This is a genomic window from Kluyvera genomosp. 1, from assembly GCF_001266615.1.
In the GTDB taxonomy this organism is placed as follows: domain Bacteria; phylum Pseudomonadota; class Gammaproteobacteria; order Enterobacterales; family Enterobacteriaceae; genus Kluyvera; species Kluyvera cryocrescens_A.
Genome location: NZ_LGHZ01000032.1, coordinates 107,335 through 129,107 on the forward strand (window position 1 = coordinate 107,335; position 21,773 = coordinate 129,107).

Consider the following 21,773-nt stretch of genomic DNA (forward strand, 5'->3'; position numbering starts at 1 on the left):
AGTGCAGCGAGCGCGTTGTTATTTATTAGGAGAGACGGCGGTCGTGCTGGAGCTGGAACCGCCGGTCACGTTGACCACCCAAAAGCGCGTCTGGCGTTTAGCGCAGCGCGTCGTACAGATGCCCGGCGTGGTGGATGCCATTCCGGGGATGAATAACATTACGGTCACTCTGCGCGACCCGCAGACACAGGCGCTGGATGCAATTGAACGCCTGCAGCGCTGGTGGGAAGAGAGTGAAGCGCTGGAGCCCGACTCACGGTGTATTGATATTCCCGTGGTGTACGGCGGTGATAGCGGTCCGGATCTGCCGGAAGTGGCAAGTATCAGTGGGCTGACGCCTAAACAGGTCGTTGAACTGCATGCTTCGGTCGACTATGTGGTGTGGTTCCTCGGTTTTCAGCCGGGATTCCCTTATTTAGGTGGGTTGCCGTCGCAACTGGCTATGCCGCGTCGCGCAGAGCCAAGAGTCCAGGTGCCCGCAGGTTCTGTCGGTATTGGCGGGGTACAAACGGGAATTTATCCGCTAGCAACGCCCGGCGGCTGGCAGCTCATCGGCCGAACGCCGCTGGCGCTGTTTTCACCTAATCGTGAAGAACCTATTCTGCTCCGTCCGGGGGATACGGTGCGCTTTGTGCCGCAAAAGGAGGGGATATGCTGAAGGTGATTCGCGCTGGGATGTATACCACGGTACAGGATGGGGGACGCGACGGTCTTCGTCAGTCTGGCGTCAGCCGCTGCGGTGCGATGGATAAGCCCGCGCTGATGACGGCAAATCTGCTGGTGGGCAACGATGCCAACGCAGCGGCGCTGGAAATCACCCTCGGTATGGCGTCGTTTCGCTTTGCCCGTGACGGTTGGTTTGCTTTAACGGGCGCTGGCTGTGAGGCGACTCTCGACGATGAGGCGGTATGGAGCGGCTGGCGGCACTGGGCGAAGGCAGGGCAGACGCTCACGCTAAAGCGTCCGCCGCACGGCATTCGCAGCTATCTCGCAGTGGCGGGGGGGATTGATGTCCCGGCGGTAATGGGGTCGCGCAGTACCGATCTCAATGTGGGTATTGGCGGGCTGGAAGGGCGGCGGCTTCAGGATGGCGATGTCCTGCCGATGGGCCAACCGTCGCGGACCTTTAAAGAGCCGCGCGGGGTCAAACCGCTGTTGCCGAGCAACCGGATTCGGGCGCTGCCGGGGCCGGAGTATCATGAGTTTGATGAGGTTTCGCAGGAGAGCTTTTGGCGTTCGCCTTGGCGTTTAAGCCCGCAGAGTAACCGTATGGGCTATCGTCTGAACGGTCAACCGCTGACGCGCACCGCCGGACGTGAGCTGCTGTCACATGGGTTGGTTCCCGGTGTCGTGCAGGTACCGCATAATGGTCAACCGATCGTGCTCATGAACGATGCGCAGACGACCGGTGGCTACCCGCGTATTGCCTGTATTATCGAGGCCGATATGTTCCAACTGGCGCAGATCCCGCTCGGGCAGCCAATTCATTTCGTACGCTGTAGCCTCGAAGAAGCGTTGAAAGCGCGCCACGATCAGCAGCGTTATCTGGAGCAATTGGCATGGCGGCTGGGCGATGATGATTGATCTGAATGCCGATGTTGGCGAAGGCTGTGCCAGCGATACCGAGCTGTTAACGCTGGTAACCTCGGCCAATATTGCCTGCGGATTTCATGCCGGTGATGCCGCGATGATGCTAGCCTGCGTTCGCGAGTCGTTGAAAAATGGCGTGGCCGTGGGTGCACATCCGAGCTTTCCCGATAGGGAGAACTTTGGCCGGACGGCGATGCACCTGCCACCGGAAACCGTCTACGCCCAGACGCTGTATCAGGTGGGGGCGCTGGCGGTGATGGTTCAAGCCGAAGGCGGCACGCTGCGGCACGTGAAGCCGCATGGCATGCTGTATAACCAGGCGGCGAAAGATACCGTTCTGGCGGAGGCGATTGCCCAGGCGGTATTTGCCGTTAACCCGGCCTTAATTCTAGTTGGGCTGGCGGGTAGCGAACTGATTCGCGCCGGTGAACGCCTTGGGCTACCAACCCGGCAGGAGGTTTTTGCGGATCGTGGTTACCTTGCCGATGGGCAACTGGTGCCACGTAGCCAGCCAGCGGCGTTGATTACTGATGAATCGCTGGCGTTGGCACAGACGCTGGAAATGGTGCAGCATGGACGCGTGCGTACCATCGATGGCCAGTGGGCGCAGGTCACCGCGCAGACGGTTTGTCTGCACGGTGATGGCGATCATGCGTTGGCCTTTGCTCGGCGATTGCGTAAGGCTTTCGCCGCACAGGGGATCACCGTTCAGGCATAGTTTTTAAGCGGCATAACAGATTATGCCGCTTAAATTATTAGTTATTTATATGCATTATGATGATTTATATATTTTAATTGGTTAATTTATTCTTATTTGAATTATTTGTGACACTCTCTGCTGGTACAACACGGCGTATTGTGCTTACATTTACTGCGAAATAATTGGCTGGCATGAGGTTGGCTGTTTTTGTCAAACAGGGATGAGATGTTTATGGTGCGTAAATTTGCGTGGCCAGTTGTTATATTGATTATCGCCGGCGTTGTTCAGGATAAATATAGTGTGATTGATAATCATCTTATATTTAATATTCTCATATGGTTGATCATGGGATGGGTTGTTTTTTCTGTAGTGCGTCATGCCAGGGATTTTTATCATAATCAAGAAGTTCCTGAGTTCGTCATGGATCAGCTTTACAATGCGCAGCCTTGCTACCCACTCAAATCTGCAGGAGAACAGCGTGCAGCCTGCGCTGAGTCACTGTTCTTGATCGGTGGTACAGGGCGCTACCCGACCTCAATTAGCTACATCAACTCGCTTGAGTAGCTGGATTTAAATAATTTTGACGATATCAAAGAAGCGCGGTTTTTAATGAATGCATCGTGGGATATTGATAACGATCGTAAGTTGCGAAAAGCCATCAGGAAATTAATTAATCATTCTATTGTTTCTTCTCATTCTTATTTAAATGACGTATCGGCAAAGGAACGGTATATTGGTTATTTACAGCAGCAAGGACTTTGCTTTCATAATATAGATGCCTGTCCAATCACCGGGTTTGACCTGGTTAGAGCGTCATGGCTTACCCGAATTGGTTTTTCAGTCGGTTATATTGATGAACAGGAAGCGCGAGAGTTTCTGAATATTATTGGTGAACTTATCGAGCAGCAATTCTCGTCCTGGGAGCAGTTAACGGTGTCATACCTGGTGATGTATCTGGAGTGGAATGGGGCCTGGAAAGGCGCATTAGGCATGTTAAGAATGCCGCTTGTCGCGAGCAATCACTTCCAGGGCGCAAAACTGCTGCTGGGGGATAACAACTCGCCATTTCGCACTGTTGCGTTTCCTGTCTGCCGTACCTGATGGTTCATCATTACGCTTGCTAACCTCGTCTGACGCGCTCAGGATAGCAGGTGTTTTGATTGATAAAAGGACACGAGCATGCCTGAAGGCCCGGAAATCCGCCGCGCGGCGGACAGCCTGGAAGTGGCTATCAAAGGTAAACCGCTGACCGACGTCTGGTTTGCTTTCCCCGAATTAAAACCTTTTGCATCTGTTCTCATTGGGCAACATATCACCCATGTGGAAACGCGCGGCAAAGCGCTGCTCACCCATTTTTCTGGCGGGTTGACGCTTTATAGCCACAACCAGCTGTATGGCGTCTGGCGCGTGGTGAATAGCGGTGACACGCTGGATACCACACGGGTGCTGCGCGTGAAGCTCGCAGCAGCAGACAAAATGATTCTGCTGTATAGCGCATCGGATATTGAAATGCTGACGCCGGAGCAGGTGAAGACGCATCCATTTTTACTGCGCGTGGGGCCGGACGTGCTTGATATGACGTTGACGCCGCAGATGGTCAAAGAGCGTTTACTGTCGGCAAAATTCCGCAATCGGCAGTTTTCCGGGCTGTTTTTAGATCAGGCGTTTTTGGCCGGGCTCGGGAATTATTTACGCGTTGAGATCCTGTGGCAGGTTGGGCTTACCGGGAATCATAAAGCGTCACAGCTCACGGACGCGCAGCTGGATACGCTGGCTCAGGCTTTGCTGGAGATACCGCGGCTTTCCTACAACACTCGCGGTCAGGTGGATGACAACAAACACCACGGTGCGCTGTTCCGTTTCAAGGTCTTTCACCGCGAGGGTGAACCCTGTGAACGATGCGGTACCCGTATTGAGCGGAGCATGCTTTCTTCTCGGCCGTTTTATTGGTGCCCAGGCTGCCAGCACTAAGCTCAGCATCGAGTCTTCGCTATTTAGAAGCGATAAAAAAAGCGCCCGCAGGCGCTTTTTTTACAGGCAGATCATTGATTATTTCTTGAGATCTGATTTGAAGTCGCGCTGCTCGTAACCGGTATAGAGCTGACGAGGACGGGCAATCTTCATGCCGTCGGTGTGCATTTCGTTCCAGTGCGCAATCCAGCCAATGGTACGCGCCATCGCGAAGATCACGGTGAACATGGTAGATGGAATGCCCATCGCTTTCAGGATGATGCCGGAGTAGAAGTCGACGTTCGGGTACAGTTTCTTCTCGATAAAGTACGGGTCGTTCAGCGCGATGTGCTCAAGCTCCATCGCCACTTCCAGCAGATCATCTTTCGAGCCCAGTTCACGCAGAACTTCGTGGCAGGTTTCACGCATCACGGTGGCACGCGGGTCGTAGTTTTTGTACACGCGGTGGCCAAAGCCCATCAGGCGGAAAGAGTCGTTCTTGTCTTTCGCACGACGTACAAATTCTGGAATGTGCTTAACGGAGCTGATTTCTTCAAGCATCTTCAGTGCCGCTTCGTTGGCACCGCCGTGGGCTGGTCCCCACAGAGAAGCGATACCGGCCGCAATACACGCGAACGGGTTAGCACCGGAGGAACCCGCGGTACGAACGGTTGACGTTGATGCGTTCTGTTCGTGGTCAGCATGCAGGATCAGAATACGGTCCATTGCGCGTTCCAGTACTGGATTCACCACGTACTCTTCACACGGCGTTGAGAACATCATACGCAGGAAGTTACCAGCATAGGAGAGGTCGTTGCGCGGGTAAACGAATGGTTGACCGATAGAATATTTGTAACACATCGCTGCCATGGTTGGCATTTTGGACAGCAGACGGAAAGCGGCGATTTCACGGTGGCGTGGGTTATTCACATCCAGCGAGTCGTGATAAAACGCGGCCAGCGCGCCGGTGATACCGCACATCACCGCCATTGGGTGAGAATCGCGGCGGAACGCGTGGAACAGACGGGTAATCTGCTCGTGAATCATGGTGTGCCGGGTGACGGTGGTGGTGAACTCGTCGAATTCAGCCTGGGACGGTTTTTCACCGTACAGCAGGATGTAGCAGACTTCGAGGTAGTTAGACTCGGTGGCGAGCTGGTCGATAGGGAAGCCACGGTGCAGCAGAATCCCTTCATCACCATCAATAAAAGTAATTTTAGATTCGCAAGATGCGGTGGAGGTAAAACCAGGATCAAAAGTAAAGATGCCTTTCGAACCAAGACTACGGATATCAATAACATCCTGACCGAGCGTACCTTTTAGCACATCAAGTTCAATAGCATTTTCACCGGTTAGAGTGATTTTTGCCTTAGTATCAGCCATTTACGGTCTCCTTAGCGCCTTTTTGCTTAAGACTGCTGGATGCCGGATTTGCAATTCAAAACATATTTCGACGTTGCCTGTTTGTTATTTGGCTCACGGCTCTGCTGAAGATATAAAGCAAGGGTACAGAGCAAAGGGCGCTTGACGGTGCACGTCTAATCTACAGTGAAACAACAGCAAATCAGGGTCTTAGCAATCCGATGATTCAAACCTGAACAACACTAATAACTGTCCTGATTAGATAGGTCAACTCTCTCTCACTGTTACATAACTTATTATCAGGTGAAAGAGTGACCCCATAACTTTTGAGCATTATATGCTTTTACAGGTAATGGTTGTAACAATAATGTTTAATATTTGTCAAATCACGTGGTTAATTTTTAAAAAATTGTTTTAATCGTGAGCATGATCACTGTTCTGCATAAAACCGGACAAACTATATGTAGGTTAATTGTAATGATTTTGTGAACGGCCTATACTGCCGCCAGGTCTCCGGAATACCCTGCAATCCCGAGCCACCCAGCGTTGCAACGCGTCGTTTTAGCATCTGTGAGCAGATTTTTACATGACGCGAAGTTATAGAAAGGACGCTGCTTGACCCGCCTGCGGACCGGAGGAAGGAAATAATAAGAACAGCATGTGGGCGTTATTCATGATAAGAAATGTGAAAAAACAAAGACCTGTCAATCTGGATTTGACAACAATCCGGTTCCCTATAACAGCGATAGCGTCCATTCTCCATCGCGTATCCGGTGTGATCACGTTTGTGGCGGTCGGTATTCTGCTGTGGCTGCTGGGCACCAGTCTCTCTTCTCCGGAAGGCTTCCAAACCGCTTCATCCATCATGGGCAGCTTCTTCGCCAAATTCATTATGTGGGGCATCCTGACTGCGCTGGCGTATCACGCGGTGGTCGGTATTCGTCACGTATTAATGGATTTTGGTTATCTTGAAGAAACCCTCGAGGCTGGTAAGCGCTCCGCGAAAATTTCTTTTGTTATTACTGTCGTGCTTTCAATTCTTGCAGGAGTCCTCGTATGGTAAGCAACGCCTCAGCATTAGGACGCAACGGCGTACATGACTTCATCCTGGTCCGCGCTACCGCCATCGTTCTGACGCTCTACATTATCTACATGGTTGGCTTCTTCGCGGTAACGGGCGACGTCACGTGGGAAGTCTGGAGTGGTTTCTTTGCCTCTGCGTTCACCAAAGTATTCACCTTGCTGGCCCTGTTCTCGATCTTGATTCATGCCTGGATTGGCATGTGGCAGGTGTTAACCGACTACGTTAAACCACTGGCTCTGCGCCTGACGCTGCAACTGGTTATTGTTGTTGCGCTGCTGGTTTACGTCATTTATGGATTTGTTGTGGTGTGGGGTGTGTGATGAAACTGCCAGTCAGAGAATTTGATGCTGTTGTGATTGGTGCCGGTGGCGCAGGTATGCGCGCGGCGCTGCAAATTTCCCAAAGCGGCCAGAGTTGTGCGCTGCTGTCTAAAGTGTTCCCGACCCGTTCCCATACCGTGTCTGCGCAGGGTGGTATCACCGTCGCGCTCGGTAATACCCATGAAGATAACTGGGAATGGCACATGTACGACACCGTTAAAGGGTCGGACTACATCGGTGACCAGGACGCTATCGAATATATGTGTAAAACCGGTCCGGAAGCGATTCTGGAGCTGGATCACATGGGTCTGCCATTCTCCCGTCTGGATAATGGCACCATCTACCAACGTCCGTTTGGCGGCCAGTCGAAAAACTTCGGCGGCGAGCAGGCGGCACGTACCGCAGCGGCGGCTGACCGTACCGGTCACGCACTGCTGCATACGCTGTATCAGCAAAACCTGAAAAACCACACCACCATCTTCTCCGAATGGTATGCGCTGGATCTGGTGAAAAATGCCGATGGCGCAGTGGTAGGTTGTACCGCTCTGTGCATCGAAACCGGCGAAGTGGTTTACTTCAAAGCCCGCGCTACCGTGCTGGCGACCGGCGGCGCAGGCCGTATTTACCAGTCCACTACCAACGCCCACATCAACACCGGTGATGGTGTCGGTATGGCCATCCGTGCTGGCGTGCCGGTACAGGATATGGAAATGTGGCAGTTCCACCCAACCGGTATCGCTGGCGCGGGTGTTCTGGTGACAGAAGGCTGTCGTGGTGAAGGTGGCTACCTGCTGAATAAACACGGCGAACGCTTTATGGAGCGTTATGCCCCGAATGCGAAAGACCTGGCGGGTCGTGACGTGGTGGCGCGTTCCATCATGATCGAAATCCGTGAAGGTCGCGGCTGCGATGGCCCATGGGGTCCACACGCGAAGCTGAAACTTGACCACCTGGGTAAAGAAGTTCTGGAATCCCGCCTGCCGGGTATCCTCGAACTGTCCCGTACCTTTGCGCACGTCGACCCGGTTAAAGAGCCGATTCCGGTAATTCCAACCTGCCACTACATGATGGGCGGTATTCCGACCAAAGTGAGCGGCCAGGCGTTGACCGTGAACGAGCAGGGTGAAGATGTGGTGATTCCGGGCCTGTTCGCCGTTGGCGAAATTGCCTGTGTATCGGTACACGGCGCTAACCGTCTGGGCGGCAACTCGTTGCTGGACCTGGTGGTATTCGGTCGTGCGGTGGGTCTGCATCTGCAAGAGTCTATTGCTGAGCAGGGCGTACTGCGTGATGCAACAGAAGAAGAAATTGATGCTTCTCTGGAACGTCTGAACCGCTGGAACGGTAACCGTGACGGCGAAGACCCGGTCGAAATCCGCAAAGCGCTGCAGGAATGTATGCAGCACAACTTCTCGGTATTCCGTGAAGGTGATGCGATGGCGAAAGGGCTTGAGCAGCTGAAAGCCATCCGTGAGCGTTTGAAAAATGCCCGTCTGGATGACACTTCAAGCGAGTTCAACACCCAGCGCGTTGAGTGTCTGGAGCTGGATAACCTGATGGAAACCGCTTACGCCACCGCGGTGTCAGCGAACTTCCGTACCGAAAGCCGTGGCGCGCATAGCCGCTTCGACTTCCCGGATCGTGATGATGAAAACTGGCTGTGCCATTCCCTGTATCTGCCAGAGTCGGAATCCATGACGCGTCGTAGCGTCAACATGGAACCGAAACTGCGTCCGGCGTTCCCGCCGAAGATTCGTACTTATTAATGCGGAGACAGGAATATGAAACTCGAGTTTTCAGTTTATCGTTATAACCCGGATGTCGATGATGCTCCGCGCATGCAGGATTACACCCTGGAAGCGGAAGAAGGTCGCGACATGATGCTGCTGGATGCATTAATCCAGCTGAAAGAAAAAGATCCTTCTCTGTCGTTCCGCCGTTCTTGCCGTGAAGGGGTTTGTGGCTCCGATGGCCTGAACATGAACGGTAAAAATGGTCTGGCGTGCATCACGCCGATCTCCGCGCTGAATCAGCCGGGCAAGAAAATTGTTATCCGTCCACTGCCTGGTCTGCCGGTGATCCGCGATTTGGTGGTAGACATGGGGCAATTCTATGCACAATATGAGAAGATTAAGCCTTACTTATTGAATAATGGGCAAAATCCTCCGGCTCGTGAGCATCTTCAGATGCCTGAGCAGCGTGAGAAGCTCGATGGTCTGTACGAGTGTATTCTTTGCGCATGTTGTTCAACGTCTTGTCCGTCGTTCTGGTGGAATCCGGACAAGTTTGTTGGCCCGGCAGGCCTGCTGGCCGCGTATCGCTTCCTGATTGATAGCCGCGATACCGAAACCGACAGCCGTCTGGAAGGACTGAGTGACGCTTTCAGCGTATTCCGCTGTCACAGCATCATGAACTGCGTCAGTGTATGTCCTAAGGGGCTGAACCCGACGCGCGCCATCGGCCATATTAAGTCGATGCTGCTGCAACGTAGTGCATAAATAGTAAGAGGGGAGCGTTGTTCCCCTCACCCTAACCCTCTCCCTTAGGGAGAGGGGACAGATAGCAGGAAATCTCTAAAAACTGCCATATAAGCGGTAATAATCGAGATGTTCAGAGCGAGACAAGGCGCGGTCTGAACAAATCTTCGGGAGCATAGTTAACTATGAGACCGGAGTGAGTGAAGGCCGCAACGCAGTCGTAGCCTGAACAGTGACGATTATTAGACAGTTTTTAAAGGTTCCTTAGCGGACGCAGATGACACGACAGTCCGCAACAGGTGAACCCCGGCACGCACAGCGGTGTGCGTGGTAGTATCCACGGCGAAGTAAGCATAAAAATGCTTAAGGGATCACGATGCAGAACAGCGCTTTGAAAGCCTGGTTGGACTCTTCTTACCTCTCTGGCTCAAACCAGAGCTGGATAGAACAGCTCTATGAAGACTTCTTAACCGATCCTGACTCGGTAGACGCTAACTGGCGTTCGACGTTCCAGCAGTTACCTGGTACCGGAGTCAAACCGGATCAACTCCATTCAACAACGCGTGATTATTTCCGCCGTCTGGCGAAGGATGCCTCGCGTTACTCTTCTTCCGTTTCCGACCCTGACACGAATGCGAAGCAGGTTAAAGTCCTGCAGCTTATCAACGCATATCGCTTCCGTGGTCACCAGCATGCGATCCTCGATCCGCTGGGACTGTGGCAGCAGGATAAAGTGGCTGATTTAGACCCCGCTTTCCACGATCTGACTGAAGCTGATTTCCAGGAGAGCTTTAACGTCGGTTCTTTTGCTATCGGCAAAGAGACGATGAAGCTCGGCGAGTTGATTGACGCGCTGAAACAGACCTACTGTGGTCACATTGGCGCGGAATACATGCACATTACGAACACCGAGGAAAAACGTTGGATTCAGCAGCGTTTCGAAGCGGGCCATGCCACCTTTAGCGCAGAAGAGAAGACGCGTTTCCTGAGCGAATTGACTGCTGCAGAAGGTCTGGAACGTTACCTGGGTGCGAAATTCCCTGGCGCAAAACGCTTCTCGCTGGAAGGCGGTGACGCGCTGGTGCCAATGCTCAAAGAGATGATCCGCCATGCGGGCAAGAGCGGCACGCGTGAAGTAGTGCTGGGTATGGCGCACCGTGGTCGTCTGAACGTGCTGATTAACGTGCTGGGCAAACAGTCCCAGGAGCTGTTCGACGAGTTCTCCGGTAAGCACAAAGAACATCTCGGAACCGGCGACGTGAAGTACCACATGGGCTTCTCTTCTGATATCGAAACCGAAGGCGGCCTGGTCCACCTGGCGCTGGCATTCAACCCATCGCACCTCGAAATCGTCAGCCCAGTGGTCATCGGTTCTGTTCGTGCACGTCTGGATCGTCTGGACGAGCCGAGCATCAACCAGGTTCTGCCAATTACCATTCACGGTGACGCGGCGGTAACCGGCCAGGGCGTGGTTCAGGAAACCCTGAACATGTCCAAAGCGCGTGGCTACGAAGTGGGCGGTACCGTACGTATCGTTATCAATAACCAGGTGGGCTTCACCACCTCGAACCCACTGGATGCCCGCTCAACGCCATACTGTACCGATATCGGTAAGATGGTGATGGCACCGATTTTCCACGTTAACGCCGATGACCCAGAAGCTGTGGCTTTCGTGACTCGCCTGGCGCTGGACTTCCGTAATACGTTTAAACGCGATGTGTTCATCGATCTGGTTTGCTACCGTCGTCACGGCCACAACGAAGCCGACGAGCCAAGTGCAACCCAGCCGTTGATGTATCAGAAAATCAAAAAGCATCCTACTCCGCGCAAAATCTATGCTGACAAGCTGGAAGCGGACAAAGTGGCGACGCTGGAAGATGCCACCGAGATGGTTAACCTGTATCGCGACGCGCTGGACGCGGGCGAATGCGTGGTGAAAGAGTGGCGTCCAATGAACATGCACTCCTTTACCTGGTCTCCGTACCTCAACCATGAATGGGACGAAAGTTACCCGAACAAGGTTGACATGAAGCGCCTGCAGGAGTTGGCTAACCGTATTAGCACCGTGCCTGACGCGGTTGAAATGCAGTCTCGCGTCGCGAAAATCTACGGCGACCGTCAGTCCATGGCCGCAGGCGAGAAGCTGTTCGACTGGGGTGGTGCGGAAAATCTGGCTTACGCCACGCTGGTAGATGAAGGCGTGCCGGTTCGTCTGTCCGGTGAAGATGCGGGTCGTGGGACCTTCTTCCACCGTCACGCGGTTATCCATAACCAGACTAACGGCTCAACCTACACGCCGCTGCAGCACGTGCACAACGGTCAGGGCGACTTTAAGGTTTGGGACTCCGTACTGTCTGAAGAAGCGGTACTGGCATTTGAATACGGCTATGCGACGGCTGAGCCGCGCACTCTGACCATCTGGGAAGCGCAGTTTGGCGACTTTGCTAACGGTGCTCAGGTTGTTATTGACCAGTTCATCTCCTCTGGCGAGCAGAAATGGGGCCGTATGTGCGGTCTGGTGATGTTGCTGCCACACGGTTATGAAGGCCAGGGTCCGGAGCACTCCTCCGCGCGTCTGGAACGTTATCTGCAGCTTTGCGCTCAGCAGAACATGCAGGTTTGCGTTCCGTCGACCCCTGCACAGGTTTATCACATGCTGCGTCGTCAGGCGCTTCGCGGGATGCGCCGTCCGCTGGTGGTGATGTCACCGAAATCTCTGCTGCGTCATCCGCTGGCGGTTTCCTCTCTCGACGAACTGGCAAACGGCACCTTTATGCCGGCCATTGGTGAGATTGACGAGCTGGATCCGCAGAACGTGAAACGTGTCGTGCTGTGTTCAGGCAAGGTGTACTACGACCTGCTGGAACAGCGTCGCAAGAACGACCAGAAAGATGTTGCCATCGTGCGTATCGAACAGCTGTATCCGTTCCCGCACCAGGCAGTACAGGAAGCATTGAAACCATTTGCTCACGTACATGATTTTGTCTGGTGCCAGGAAGAGCCTCTTAACCAGGGCGCCTGGTACTGCAGCCAGCATCATTTCCGTGATGTGATTCCATTTGGGGCCGCTCTGCGTTATGCAGGTCGCCCAGCCTCCGCCTCGCCGGCGGTAGGGTATATGTCTGTTCACCAGAAGCAACAACAAGATCTGGTCAATGACGCGCTGAACGTCGATTAATTAAGGATACAAAATGAGTAGCGTAGATATTCTGGTTCCCGACCTGCCTGAATCCGTAGCGGATGCTACCGTGGCAACCTGGCATAAAAAACCCGGCGATGCGGTAGTTCGTGATGAAGTGCTGGTAGAAATCGAAACTGACAAAGTGGTACTGGAAGTACCGGCGTCGGCGGATGGCATTCTGGATGCCGTTCTGGAAGATGAAGGCACTACCGTGACTTCTCGTCAGATCCTGGGCCGCCTGCGTGAAGGCAACAGCGGCGGTAAAGCCACTGAAGCGAAAGCTGATGCGAAAGAGTCTACCCCGGCTCAGCGCCAGCAGGCTTCCCTGGAAGAACAGACTAACGATGCGCTGAGCCCGGCGATCCGTCGTCTGCTGGCTGAGCACAACCTCGATGCTAATGCTATTAAAGGCTCCGGCGTTGGCGGCCGTCTGACTCGCGAAGATGTGGAAAAACATTTGGCAAAAGCGCCGGCGAAAGCAGAAGCGAAAGCCCCTGCCGCTGCTCCGGCTGCGGCACCAGCTCCGCTGGCTGGTCGCTCTGAGAAGCGCGTTCCGATGACCCGTCTGCGTAAACGCGTTGCCGAGCGTCTGCTGGAAGCGAAAAACTCTACCGCCATGCTGACGACCTTCAACGAAGTCAACATGAAGCCAATCATGGATCTGCGTAAGCAGTACGGCGACGCCTTTGAAAAACGTCACGGTATCCGTCTGGGCTTTATGTCCTTCTACGTGAAAGCTGTCGTTGAAGCGTTGAAACGCTACCCGGAAGTGAACGCTTCTATCGATGGCGATGATGTTGTGTATCACAACTATTTCGACGTAAGCATGGCCGTTTCTACGCCGCGTGGTCTGGTGACCCCAGTTCTGCGTGACGTTGATGCCCTCGGCATGGCTGACATCGAGAAGAACATCAAAACGCTGGCGCTGAAAGGCCGCGACGGCAAACTGACCGTAGAAGATCTGACCGGCGGTAACTTCACCATTACCAACGGCGGTGTTTTCGGTTCCCTGATGTCTACCCCGATTATCAACCCGCCTCAGAGCGCGATTCTGGGTATGCACGCCATTAAAGACCGCCCTATGGCGGTAGATGGCAAAGTTGAAATTCTGCCAATGATGTACCTTGCGTTGTCCTATGACCACCGTCTGATCGATGGACGCGAATCTGTAGGCTTCCTGGTGGCAATTAAAGAGTTGCTGGAAGATCCGACACGTCTGCTGCTGGACGTGTAGTGATGTTGGCGGCCCCTTTCCCCGCGCGGGGAGAGGGTTCGCAAAGTGCTATGCAGAACTAAAGATCCAGACCACAACTCAATAACATTTTATAGGATGGATAGAACACATGAACTTACATGAATACCAGGCAAAACAACTCTTTGCCCGCTATGGCTTACCGGCTCCGGTGGGTTATGCCTGTACTACTCCGCGCGAAGCAGAAGAAGCCGCTTCAAAAATCGGCGCTGGCCCGTGGGTAGTGAAATGTCAGGTTCACGCTGGTGGCCGCGGTAAAGCGGGCGGTGTGAAGGTCGTAAACTCGAAAGAAGACATCCGCGCATTCGCTGAACATTGGCTGGGCAAACGTCTGGTGACCTATCAGACGGACGCACACGGTCAGCCGGTTAATCAGATTCTGGTTGAAGCTGCGACCGACATCGGTAAAGAGCTGTATCTGGGCGCGGTTGTTGACCGTAGCTCCCGTCGCGTGGTGTTCATGGCGTCTACCGAAGGCGGCGTGGAAATCGAAAAAGTGGCGGAAGAAACCCCACACCTGATCCACAAAGTTGCACTGGATCCACTGGCTGGCCCAATGCCTTACCAGGGTCGTGAACTGGCGTTCAAACTGGGTCTGGAAGGTAAACAGGTTCAGCAGTTCACCAAAATTTTCATGGGTCTGGCGACCATCTTCCTTGAGCGCGATCTGGCACTGATCGAAATCAACCCGCTGGTCGTGACCAAGCAGGGCGACCTGATCTGCCTCGATGGCAAACTGGGCGCTGACGGCAACGCATTGTTCCGCCAGGCTGACCTGCGCGAAATGCGCGACCAGTCTCAGGAAGATCCACGTGAAGCGCAGGCTGCACAGTGGGAACTGAACTACGTTGCGCTGGACGGCAATATCGGCTGTATGGTTAACGGTGCGGGTCTGGCAATGGGCACCATGGACATCGTTAAACTGCACGGTGGCGAACCGGCTAACTTCCTGGACGTTGGCGGCGGCGCAACCAAAGAGCGCGTGACCGAAGCGTTCAAAATCATCCTCTCTGATGACAATGTGAAAGCGGTTCTGGTGAACATCTTCGGCGGTATCGTACGTTGCGATCTGATCGCTGACGGTATCATCGGCGCGGTTGCAGAAGTGGGCGTTAACGTCCCAGTTGTTGTTCGTCTGGAAGGTAACAACGCCGAACTCGGCGCGAAAAAACTGGCTGACAGCGGCCTGAATATTATTGCAGCGAAAAGTCTGACGGACGCAGCACAGCAGGTTGTTGCCGCAGTGGAGGGGAAATAATGTCCATTTTAATCGATAAAAACACCAAGGTTATCTGTCAGGGCTTTACCGGTAGCCAGGGTTCTTTCCACTCCGAACAGGCAATTGCTTACGGTACGCAGATGGTTGGCGGTGTTACGCCAGGTAAAGGCGGTACTGAACATCTGGGTCTGCCAGTATTCAACACCGTGCGCGAAGCGGTTGAAGCAACCGGCGCTACCGCGACCGTTATCTACGTTCCAGCTCCGTTCTGCAAAGACTCCATTCTGGAAGCTATCGATGCAGGCATCAAACTGATTATCACCATCACTGAAGGTATCCCAACCCTGGATATGCTGACCGTGAAGGTGAAACTGGACGAAGCGGGCGTTCGCATGATCGGCCCTAACTGCCCTGGCGTTATCACCCCAGGCGAATGCAAAATCGGTATTATGCCGGGCCACATTCACAAACCAGGTAAAGTGGGCATCGTTTCCCGTTCAGGTACCCTGACCTATGAAGCGGTTAAGCAGACTACCGACTATGGTTTCGGCCAGTCTACCTGTGTAGGTATCGGCGGTGACCCAATCCCTGGCTCTAACTTCATCGATATTCTGAAGCTGTTCCAGGAAGATCCGCAGACTGAGGCTATCGTGATGATCGGTGAGATCGGCGGTAGCGCAGAAGAAGAAGCGGCTGCCTACATTAAAGATCACGTGACTAAGCCAGTTGTTGGTTATATCGCGGGTGTTACTGCGCCGAAAGGCAAGCGTATGGGCCACGCGGGCGCCATTATCGCAGGTGGTAAAGGTACTGCAGACGAGAAGTTTGCTGCACTGGAAGCTGCTGGCGTGAAAACCGTTCGTAGCCTGGCCGATATCGGCGAAGCGCTGAAATCAGTTATCAAGTAATCCTCTCTGCTCCCTCATGAATTCCCGCGCATACAGGGAAAGAGGGAGCCTTATGTGTCTAGTTTCGACATGGTTGGCCGCCCCTGGGCGGCCTTTTTTAATGGTGGCGCCTGGCGACCAGCGTAAATTTGTAATCGTCGCTTTTAAAGGTATTGCGGCTGTACTCAAAGATGCGCCCATCCTGCAAAAAACCGCGGGACACTTTCTCCAGCACCGGTTTATCCGGCGCAATCCCTAGCATCTCCACGGTTTCCGCATTGGGGATCACCGGGATCAACTCCTGCTCGCTGCGTTCGATCACCATCTTTTTGATCTGCTCAATAAAATGATATTTCGAATTTTCCATCACCTCCCAGGTGAGATCGGGGAAGAGCGCGAGAGGCATCCAGGTTTCTTCTAGCGTCACAGCCTTTTGTTTAATAAAACGTACCCGCTTGATATGCCAGACCTTATCGGTCTCGGCGATCTGCAGTTGTTCGGCTAACGCTTTCTTTGCCGGGATCACCTCAAACACTTTCACTTCGCTGTGCGTTTCGACATGCCTGTCGGCGAGCTTTTCGTAAAAGCTGGTGAGCTGGTAAATGTCATAATTGACGCGCTCTTCTTTGACATACCAGCCGCTGCCCTGGATGCTTTCGATAATACCTTGTTCTGTCAGTGTTTTTAGCGCCTGCCTGACGGTGACGCGGCTGACAAGATAGGTGGCCTGCAGCGCGGATTCAGTCGGAAGCGCGTCGCCGGGTTTTAATTCACCCTCTGCAATCTGCTCCCGCAGTGCGTCTGCAATCTGACGGTACATCGGTTTTTTGCTCATTTTTGCCACTTTTGTATGCATTAAAGTCAGATAGTTAAGACGAATTATGCCCACATCGGCTAAATAGTAAATAATACAAATTAAATACAAATTGTCCTCATTAGTGAAAATGATCACATAAAGGTATTGTGTTGTCTGGCAAGATCCCGACACACAATAACGATACCTCCTGAGGATCATGATGAACCTGACGACTCTGTCCCACCCTCGTGCGGTCTGTTTGCATGCGCGATTCAATGACCGGGATGATGCTATTCGCCAGCTTGCCTTGCGGCTGGCTGAGCTCGGCAAAATTACGGATGTTGACGCCTATCTGGCGGAAGTCTTTCACCGGGAATCGCTGGGGCCCACGGCGCTCGGTGAGGGGTTAGCGGTGCCGCATGGAAAAACGGCGGCGGTAAAAGAAGCCGCTTTTGCCGTAGCAACGCTCAGCGAACCGCTAGCGTGGGAGGGGATCGATGGGCCGGAACCGGTTGAGCTGATTTTTCTACTGGCGATCCCGCCTGATGAAGCGGGTTCAACGCATATCCAGATCCTCACTGAACTGACGACGCGCCTGGCTGACGATGAGTTGCGCGCCCGGGTGATGGCGGCCGAAAGCGCGGAGGCAGTATTGGCCGCACTAGAGAATCAAACCCCGCAACCTCATGTCAATGCAGCATTAGACGCGCCGACGATCGTCTGCGTGACCGCATGCCCTGCGGGTATTGCGCATACCTATATGGCCGCTGAATATCTGGAGAAAGCTGGGCGGCAGATGGGCGTTAATGTAGTGGTCGAAAAGCAAGGAGCAAATGGGATTGAAGGGCGCTTGACCGCCCAGCAGCTTAACGATGCCCATGCCTGTATTTTTGCTGCCGAGGTGGCGATTAAAGAGCGTGAACGTTTTAACGGTATCCCGGCGATAACCGTTCCGGTTGCCGAACCGCTGCGCCATGCAAAAGCGTTAATCGAACAAGCGCTCGCTCTTGAACCTCTACCAGGCCGGCAGATTTCTTCACCTCAGGATGAGGTGAAGAAAGGGATAAAGGCTGATTTAAAGCAGGCGCTGCTCAGTGGGATCTCATTTGCGGTGCCGCTTATCGTTGCCGGCGGGACCGTGCTGGCCGTGGCGGTGCTCATTACGCAGATTTTTGGTCTTCAGGATGTCTATAGCCTGGAAAAATCATGGCTGTGGATGTATCGCCAGCTGGGGGGCGGAATGCTGGGCACGCTGATGGTTCCCGTGCTGTCGGCCTACACCGCTTACTCATTGGCCGATAAGCCCGCGCTGGCGCCAGGCTTTGCGGCCGGTCTGGCGGCAAATTTGATTGGCTCTGGTTTTCTAGGCGGCGTTGCGGGCGGTTTGATTGCTGGCTATTTGATGCGCTGGGTGAAAAAACATCTTCGTTTAAGCAGTAGATTCAATGGCTTCTTAACGTTTTACCTATACCCCGTTATCGGGACGCTGGTCGCCGGTAGCCTGATGCTGTTCGTGATTGGGGAACCTGTCGCCTGGATAAACAATTCCCTAACCGCCTGGCTTAATGGCTTATCGGGCGCAAACGCGCTGTTGCTCGGTGCCATCCTCGGATTTATGTGTTCGTTTGATTTAGGCGGCCCCGTCAATAAAGCGGCGTATGCGTTCTGTTTAGGGGCGATGGCTAACGGCGTGTATGGCCCATATGCCATTTTTGCCTCCGTCAAAATGGTGTCGGCTTTTACCGTCACCGCCTCCACGTCGCTCGCGCCACAGTTGTTCAAACAGTTTGAAATTGAGACCGGAAAATCCACCTGGCTGCTTGGCCTTGCGGGGATCACCGAAGGGGCGATTCCGATGGCAATTGAAGATCCCCTGCGGGTAATTGGCTCATTCGTTATGGGCTCGATGGTGACCGGGGCCATCGTCGGTGCGATGGGGATTGGCCTGTCCACGCCGGGGGCCGGTATTTTCTCGCTCTTTTTATTGCAGGATGCCGGCATTGGCGCCTTTGTTGCTGCCGCTGGTTGGATCGGTGCGGCGCTTGCTGGAACGGTAGTCTCGACGGTCGTCCTGCTGCTCTGGCGTCGACAGGCGGTCAAACAGGGAAAATACACCACCGATAGCGTGATGCCGTAAGCACTTACTTAACAGGAAACCGAAGATGAAAGCAGTATCTCGCGTTCACATTACGCCACATATGCACTGGGACCGAGAGTGGTATTTCACCACCGAAGAGTCGCGTATTTTGCTGGTTAATAATATGGAAGAGATCCTCGCTCGGCTTGAGCAGGATGAAGAGTACAAGTATTACGTCCTGGACGGGCAAACGGCGATTCTTGAAGATTACTTCGCCGTAAAGCCTGAAAATCGCCCGCGGGTAAAGGCGCTAGTGGAAGCCGGGAAGTTGATTATCGGGCCGTGGTACACGCAGACGGATACCACGATTGTTTCCGGTGAGTCGATTGTACGCAACCTGATGTATGGCATCCGTGACTGTATGGCATTTGGTGAGCCAATGAAAATTGGTTATCTACCCGATTCCTTCGGCATGTCCGGGCAGCTGCCGCATATTTATAACGGTTTTGGTATTACGCGGACGATGTTCTGGCGGGGCTGTTGTGAACGCCACGGTACCGATAAAACCGAGTTTTTATGGCAGAGCGCCGACGGTAGTGAAGTGGCGGCACAGGTGCTACCACTGGGCTACGCGATTGGTAAGTACTTACCGGAGGATGAGGCTGGGCTGCGTAAACGTCTCGACAGCTATTTCGAGGTACTGGAAAAAGCCTCGGTCACCAAAGATATTTTGCTGCCCAACGGGCATGACCAAATGCCATTGCAGCAAAATATTTTCGCGGTGATGGCGAAGTTGCGTGAAATCTATCCCCAGCGTCAGTTCGTGATGAGCCGTTTCGAGGAGGTATTCGCTGCCATTGAGGCGCATCGCGATGAGCTTGCCACTTTGCGTGGTGAATTTATTGATGGCAAATATATGCGCGTGCATCGCACGATAGGTTCCACGCGGATGGACATCAAAATCGCCCATGCCCGTATTGAAAATAAGATAGTCAATCTGCTGGAGCCGCTGGCGACGCTTGCGTGGACGCTAGGTTTTGAGTATCACCACGGTCTGCTGGAAAAAATGTGGAAAGAGATCCTGAAAAACCATGCGCATGACAGCATCGGCTGCTGCTGTAGCGATAAAGTACATCAGGAAATCGTCTCGCGCTTTGTGCTGGCTGAGGATATGGCTGATAGCCTGATTCGTTTTTATATGCGCAAGATTGTCGACAATATGCCGCAAAGCGATGAAGACAAGCTGGTGATGTTTAACCTGATGCCGTGGCCGCGCGAAGAAGTGATTAACACCACCCTTCGTCTGCGGGCCAGCCAGTTCCGCTTGCTTGACGATAAAGGCCATGAAATTCCTTATTTTATTCGTAGCGCCAGAGAGCTGGACCCGGGTCTGATTGACCGACAAATTGTGCATTACGGTAACTACGAACCCTTTATGGAATTCGATATTCAATTGAACCAAATACTGCCGTCGATGGGGTATCGGACATTATTTATCGAACCGCATGTTGCTGGCCGGCAGGCAACGCCAGTGGCGGTCACTCCAGCGCTGTTGGAAAATGCTTTCTGGCAGGTCGATCTCAATGATGATGGCACGCTTTGCCTGCGCGATAAGGATTCGGGCGTCGTGTATTCCCGAGTGCTGGAGATAGAGGACGGTTCCGACGATGGTGACGAGTATGACTACTCGCCGTCACGTGAAGAGTGGCTACTTACTTACGCAGATACTGGGGTTGAACATGAGGTGATTCACGAAGCGTGGCAAAGTCGGGCAATCATTCGATATCGCATGGCGGTCCCGGCAAATTTGCACTCGCGGGCCGCCCGGCAGCGAGACGGCGCGCTGGGCGTTGAAATCATTGTTACGCTAAGCCATAACAGCCGGCGCATTGATGTGGATATCCATCTCGATAATCAAGCAGATGACCACCGCGTGCGGGTGCTCATTCCGACGCCATTCACCACCTCCACAGTGCTGGCCGACACGCAGTTTGGTTCGGTGACAAGGCCGGTTGATGATGAAGCGATGGCACAGTGGCAGGAAGAGGGTTGGAAAGAAGCGCCGGTGCCGGTCTGGAATCTGCTGAACTACGCGGCGCTACAGGAAGGGCGCAATGGTCTGGCGGTCTTCACCGAAGGGCTGCGGGAATTTGAGGTGGTGGGCGAGGAGAGAAAAACCTTTGCGCTGACGCTGCTGCGCGGGGTGGGCCTGCTGGGTAAAGAAGATTTGTTATTACGTCCGGGCAGACCATCGGGAATCAAAATGTCAGTTCCGGACTCTCAGATGCGCGGTGCGCTGCATGGTCGATTCAGTATATTCAGCTACAGCGGTACGCCGCAGAGCGTGGGGCTCGCACAGCAGGCGCGCTCCTGGCTTACGCCGATTCAGTGCTACAACAAGATTCCGTGGGATGCGATGAAGCTCAATAAAGCTGAAGTGACGACGCCGGTGAGCTATAGCTTGTTGACCATGTCACCGGTGGGGTGTCAGTTGAGTACATTGAAAAAAGCGGAAGATCGCGACGAGGTTATTCTGCGCCTGTTTAACCCTTCGGACAGCGTTTGCAGCGAAGCCGCGGTGTCGTTTAGCCAGGGGATTGTAAGATGCGTGGAAACGGGAATGGATGAGACCCCCCATCCTGCGCAGCAAGACGCGCCGGGGATTACCGGTCTTTTCCGCCCAGGGCAATCGCGAACGTTTAGCCTTAAGTTGACATAAACGTTAACGGATAACGCCAGCGTTGATGCTGGCGTTGCTCGACTTCTGCTTTTTCCCGACAATCACTGTGCTCCTTCCCTCACTTCCCGCGAGCATTCAATTACCGAACCGCCGATTTTTCGTGCAATCAATCAATGGTCAGACGGCATCACTCTGCGT

At 53.6% G+C, this 21,773-nt stretch carries 19 protein-coding genes; 16 read left to right on the forward strand and 3 right to left on the reverse strand.

Features of this window, described 5'->3' with window-relative positions:
• Window position 1: 1 nt before the first annotated feature.
• The 6 genes from pxpB (at window position 2) to nei (ending at window position 4,261) form a co-directional block, all read left to right on the forward strand.
• On the forward strand, window positions 2-658 hold the full coding sequence (gene pxpB, locus KP80_RS17150; protein WP_052284849.1) for a 5-oxoprolinase subunit PxpB: 657 nt from the start codon (window positions 2-4) through the stop codon (window positions 656-658).
• Entirely contained in the window at window positions 652-1,584 is a 933-nt protein-coding gene (gene pxpC / locus KP80_RS17155; RefSeq protein WP_052284850.1) for a 5-oxoprolinase subunit PxpC, read from the forward strand. Before pxpB ends, pxpC begins: the two co-directional genes overlap by 7 nt.
• A complete protein-coding gene (pxpA, locus tag KP80_RS17160) occupies window positions 1,574-2,308 on the forward strand; it encodes a 5-oxoprolinase subunit PxpA (protein ID WP_052284851.1) in 735 nt (244 codons plus the stop codon). The genes pxpC and pxpA overlap by 11 nt, the downstream gene beginning before the upstream one ends.
• 213 nt (window positions 2,309-2,521) lie before the next feature.
• Entirely contained in the window at window positions 2,522-2,854 is a 333-nt protein-coding gene (locus tag KP80_RS17165) for a hypothetical protein (protein ID WP_156315685.1), read from the forward strand.
• 45 nt (window positions 2,855-2,899) lie between these two features.
• Window positions 2,900-3,391, forward strand: coding sequence for a DUF1266 domain-containing protein (locus tag KP80_RS17170; protein WP_052284853.1), 492 nt, complete (start codon window positions 2,900-2,902; stop codon window positions 3,389-3,391).
• A gap of 78 nt (window positions 3,392-3,469) precedes the next feature.
• Window positions 3,470-4,261 carry an endonuclease VIII gene (nei, locus tag KP80_RS17175; RefSeq protein WP_052284854.1) on the forward strand — a complete coding sequence of 264 codons (792 nt, stop codon included), beginning with the start codon at window positions 3,470-3,472 and terminating at the stop codon, window positions 4,259-4,261.
• 78 nt (window positions 4,262-4,339) lie between these two features.
• Here the strand turns inward: nei and KP80_RS17180 are convergent, their stop codons facing one another.
• Window positions 4,340-5,623, reverse strand: coding sequence for a citrate synthase (locus KP80_RS17180; protein WP_052284855.1), 1,284 nt, complete (start codon window positions 5,621-5,623; stop codon window positions 4,340-4,342).
• Between the two features lie 205 nt (window positions 5,624-5,828).
• The gene (locus KP80_RS23455; protein ID WP_419772961.1) at window positions 5,829-5,936 is read right to left on the reverse strand and encodes a hypothetical protein; all 108 of its coding nucleotides are present in this window, start codon (window positions 5,934-5,936) and stop codon (window positions 5,829-5,831) included.
• Between the two features lie 324 nt (window positions 5,937-6,260).
• Here KP80_RS23455 and sdhC point away from each other — a divergent pair, with 324 nt between their 5' ends.
• The 8 genes from sdhC (at window position 6,261) to sucD (ending at window position 16,043) form a co-directional block, all read left to right on the forward strand.
• Window positions 6,261-6,665: a succinate dehydrogenase cytochrome b556 subunit gene (sdhC, locus tag KP80_RS17185; RefSeq protein ID WP_052284856.1), complete on the forward strand. Its 405-nt coding sequence runs from the start codon at window positions 6,261-6,263 to the stop codon at window positions 6,663-6,665.
• Window positions 6,659-7,006 (forward strand): succinate dehydrogenase membrane anchor subunit, encoded by a 348-nt coding sequence (gene sdhD / locus KP80_RS17190; protein WP_052284857.1) that lies wholly within the window; start codon window positions 6,659-6,661, stop codon window positions 7,004-7,006. The genes sdhC and sdhD overlap by 7 nt, the downstream gene beginning before the upstream one ends.
• The gene (gene sdhA / locus KP80_RS17195; protein WP_052284858.1) at window positions 7,006-8,772 is read left to right on the forward strand and encodes a succinate dehydrogenase flavoprotein subunit; all 1,767 of its coding nucleotides are present in this window, start codon (window positions 7,006-7,008) and stop codon (window positions 8,770-8,772) included. Before sdhD ends, sdhA begins: the two co-directional genes overlap by 1 nt.
• Before the next feature lie 15 nt (window positions 8,773-8,787).
• On the forward strand, window positions 8,788-9,504 hold the full coding sequence (gene sdhB / locus KP80_RS17200; RefSeq protein WP_052284859.1) for a succinate dehydrogenase iron-sulfur subunit SdhB: 717 nt from the start codon (window positions 8,788-8,790) through the stop codon (window positions 9,502-9,504).
• A gap of 355 nt (window positions 9,505-9,859) precedes the next feature.
• Complete coding sequence (gene sucA / locus KP80_RS17205; protein WP_052284860.1) at window positions 9,860-12,661, forward strand: 2-oxoglutarate dehydrogenase E1 component; 2,802 nt, start codon at window positions 9,860-9,862, stop codon at window positions 12,659-12,661.
• Between the two features lie 13 nt (window positions 12,662-12,674).
• Window positions 12,675-13,898, forward strand: coding sequence for a 2-oxoglutarate dehydrogenase complex dihydrolipoyllysine-residue succinyltransferase (gene odhB, locus KP80_RS17210; protein ID WP_052284861.1), 1,224 nt, complete (start codon window positions 12,675-12,677; stop codon window positions 13,896-13,898).
• 109 nt (window positions 13,899-14,007) lie between these two features.
• Window positions 14,008-15,174 (forward strand): ADP-forming succinate--CoA ligase subunit beta, encoded by a 1,167-nt coding sequence (gene sucC, locus KP80_RS17215; RefSeq protein ID WP_003022927.1) that lies wholly within the window; start codon window positions 14,008-14,010, stop codon window positions 15,172-15,174.
• Entirely contained in the window at window positions 15,174-16,043 is an 870-nt protein-coding gene (sucD, locus tag KP80_RS17220) for a succinate--CoA ligase subunit alpha (protein WP_052284862.1), read from the forward strand. The genes sucC and sucD overlap by 1 nt, the downstream gene beginning before the upstream one ends.
• Before the next feature lie 97 nt (window positions 16,044-16,140).
• Here the strand turns inward: sucD and KP80_RS17225 are convergent, their stop codons facing one another.
• Entirely contained in the window at window positions 16,141-16,857 is a 717-nt protein-coding gene (locus tag KP80_RS17225; RefSeq protein ID WP_197276169.1) for a GntR family transcriptional regulator, read from the reverse strand.
• A 181-nt stretch (window positions 16,858-17,038) separates the two neighbouring features.
• Here KP80_RS17225 and mngA point away from each other — a divergent pair, with 181 nt between their 5' ends.
• Together mngA and mngB are read left to right on the forward strand one after the other, a co-directional pair.
• Window positions 17,039-18,955, forward strand: coding sequence for a PTS 2-O-a-mannosyl-D-glycerate transporter subunit IIABC (mngA, locus tag KP80_RS17230; RefSeq protein WP_052284863.1), 1,917 nt, complete (start codon window positions 17,039-17,041; stop codon window positions 18,953-18,955).
• A gap of 25 nt (window positions 18,956-18,980) precedes the next feature.
• Window positions 18,981-21,614 carry a mannosylglycerate hydrolase gene (mngB, locus tag KP80_RS17235; RefSeq protein ID WP_052284864.1) on the forward strand — a complete coding sequence of 878 codons (2,634 nt, stop codon included), beginning with the start codon at window positions 18,981-18,983 and terminating at the stop codon, window positions 21,612-21,614.
• Window positions 21,615-21,773 lie beyond the last annotated feature (159 nt).

What these genes read in the sequence shown, in the direction of transcription:
- sucD (WP_052284862.1), top strand. Translation starts at nt 15,174, where the DNA reads ATGTCCATTTTAATCGATAAAAACACCAAGGTTATCTGTCAGGGCTTT.
- KP80_RS17180 (WP_052284855.1), bottom strand. Translation starts at nt 5,623, where the DNA reads ATGGCTGATACTAAGGCAAAAATCACTCTAACCGGTGAAAATGCTATT.
- KP80_RS17165 (WP_156315685.1), top strand. Translation starts at nt 2,522, where the DNA reads ATGGTGCGTAAATTTGCGTGGCCAGTTGTTATATTGATTATCGCCGGC.
- sdhA (WP_052284858.1), top strand. Translation starts at nt 7,006, where the DNA reads ATGAAACTGCCAGTCAGAGAATTTGATGCTGTTGTGATTGGTGCCGGT.
- mngA (WP_052284863.1), top strand. Translation starts at nt 17,039, where the DNA reads ATGAACCTGACGACTCTGTCCCACCCTCGTGCGGTCTGTTTGCATGCG.
- sdhC (WP_052284856.1), top strand. Translation starts at nt 6,261, where the DNA reads ATGTGGGCGTTATTCATGATAAGAAATGTGAAAAAACAAAGACCTGTC.
- sdhB (WP_052284859.1), top strand. Translation starts at nt 8,788, where the DNA reads ATGAAACTCGAGTTTTCAGTTTATCGTTATAACCCGGATGTCGATGAT.
- mngB (WP_052284864.1), top strand. Translation starts at nt 18,981, where the DNA reads ATGAAAGCAGTATCTCGCGTTCACATTACGCCACATATGCACTGGGAC.
- sucA (WP_052284860.1), top strand. Translation starts at nt 9,860, where the DNA reads ATGCAGAACAGCGCTTTGAAAGCCTGGTTGGACTCTTCTTACCTCTCT.
- nei (WP_052284854.1), top strand. Translation starts at nt 3,470, where the DNA reads ATGCCTGAAGGCCCGGAAATCCGCCGCGCGGCGGACAGCCTGGAAGTG.
- KP80_RS23455 (WP_419772961.1), bottom strand. Translation starts at nt 5,936, where the DNA reads ATGCTCAAAAGTTATGGGGTCACTCTTTCACCTGATAATAAGTTATGT.
- pxpA (WP_052284851.1), top strand. Translation starts at nt 1,574, where the DNA reads ATGATGATTGATCTGAATGCCGATGTTGGCGAAGGCTGTGCCAGCGAT.
- pxpC (WP_052284850.1), top strand. Translation starts at nt 652, where the DNA reads ATGCTGAAGGTGATTCGCGCTGGGATGTATACCACGGTACAGGATGGG.
- sdhD (WP_052284857.1), top strand. Translation starts at nt 6,659, where the DNA reads ATGGTAAGCAACGCCTCAGCATTAGGACGCAACGGCGTACATGACTTC.
- KP80_RS17170 (WP_052284853.1), top strand. Translation starts at nt 2,900, where the DNA reads ATGAATGCATCGTGGGATATTGATAACGATCGTAAGTTGCGAAAAGCC.
- KP80_RS17225 (WP_197276169.1), bottom strand. Translation starts at nt 16,857, where the DNA reads ATGAGCAAAAAACCGATGTACCGTCAGATTGCAGACGCACTGCGGGAG.
- sucC (WP_003022927.1), top strand. Translation starts at nt 14,008, where the DNA reads ATGAACTTACATGAATACCAGGCAAAACAACTCTTTGCCCGCTATGGC.
- odhB (WP_052284861.1), top strand. Translation starts at nt 12,675, where the DNA reads ATGAGTAGCGTAGATATTCTGGTTCCCGACCTGCCTGAATCCGTAGCG.